General features: G+C 59.2%; 1 protein-coding gene. It reads left to right on the top strand.

Annotated elements, in window-relative coordinates:
* Positions 1-149: 149 nt before the first annotated feature.
* Positions 150-1,397, top strand: a 1,248-nt coding sequence (locus tag A1351_RS08330) for a PriCT-2 domain-containing protein (RefSeq protein ID WP_157096209.1), incomplete at its 3' end; no start/stop codon positions are given.

Raw genomic sequence — 1,397 nt, 5'->3', positions numbered from 1 at the left:
CCGATAAGCCCGCCGCTCCGAAATCTCGGTCCGATCAGATTGTCTTCGCCGATCGCGTCTGCCCGAACGCCTCGGCTGCGTGCGCCAGTGTCTGCGTAACCAGAGTCTCTAAACCAATACCTGAACATGCACACGACGCGAGGGCGATTATGCACGACCTGAAGAATCCTGACAACGGCATTCCTGATGGATGGCCGGAAGAAGTCACAATTTCCGTCTCGGCTGAAGGCAATAAGGGCACGACTGAGCGCTACGTTCGCGCGACGCTCTCGGCCGAAGCGTTCATCCAGCTCTTGACCGAACATCGCGTCGGCCATAAAGACGAATTGGGATGGGCTCCATATGATTTCGAAAAAGATCATCGCACAAGCCTGAACAGCATCGGGGCCGATGTTGCAGTTCTCGACATCGACGACGGCACATCGCTTGACGACATCGAAACCGCCTTAGAAGACGCCGGAATTGCCGCTGTCGTCGCATCGACATTCTCGCATTTGTCCGAGGAAACGCTCTTCGCAAAGGGGAAATATGCAGCGTGGCGTAAGGCCAATCCCAAAGCTGCGGATGAAGGCTTTATGCGTGACCATCGGAAAGGATATGCCGACGCCGTTTGGCGCGGCTCGAAGGTCATGCTCGGAGACGACGGAAAGCCGATCATCAAGAAAGTGAAGAGGCGCGACAAGATCGTCGAAGATATCACGGTCAGACATGCGCCGTGCGAGAAATATCGAATTGTCGTGCCGCTCGCGAGGCCCTTCCTCTCGAAGGATCACGCCGACCCTGACGCGGCATGGGAGACGATCGTCCTCGGTCTCGCCGGCCGGCTGAAGCTCAAGACCGATCCAAATACGCTCGATCGCGGGCGCTTGTTCTTCGGCCCTCGGCACCCTGCCGGCGTCCGGTCCGCGTATCGCATCGTCCCGGGCAAGCCCTTCGACGCGGAGCGGGCGCTGGCGCGGGCCGCCATTAGGGAGGATAGCCGCGCCGGCGATAGAGCGCGCCACGGGGCTCCACTGGCCCGCCAATCCGGCTCTGCGGTCAAGCTCTTCCGAGGCAACATCGAAGCGCTATGCAGCGCGGTTATGGCCGTTCCCCACGATGACAATATCGACATGTGGGATTGGCTCGCGATGATCTTCGCCATTTGTGAGGAGACGGACGGTTCGGAGGACGGCAACGAACTCGCACACGAATGGTCGAAGACTTGGATCGGCGGATACGACTATGACGAGACCGAACGAGTCTGGCGACGCGCCGTGCGGAATCTCGAAAAGGATATGAAGAAGGCGGCCGGCGGGACCATTCGTCAATTCATCAAGTGGTATGCGCCCGATTGGAAAATGCCCATTGGCTTCGAGTGGGGCGACGGGCCGAAGATTGTCTTCGAAGACGAGCGC

Origin of the sequence: Methylosinus sp. R-45379 (assembly GCF_001644125.1) — a bacterium.
In the GTDB taxonomy this organism is placed as follows: Bacteria; Pseudomonadota; Alphaproteobacteria; order Rhizobiales; family Beijerinckiaceae; genus Methylosinus.
The sequence above is the reverse complement of the archived record's forward strand: the minus strand, read 5'-3'. Positions and strand labels throughout refer to the sequence as shown.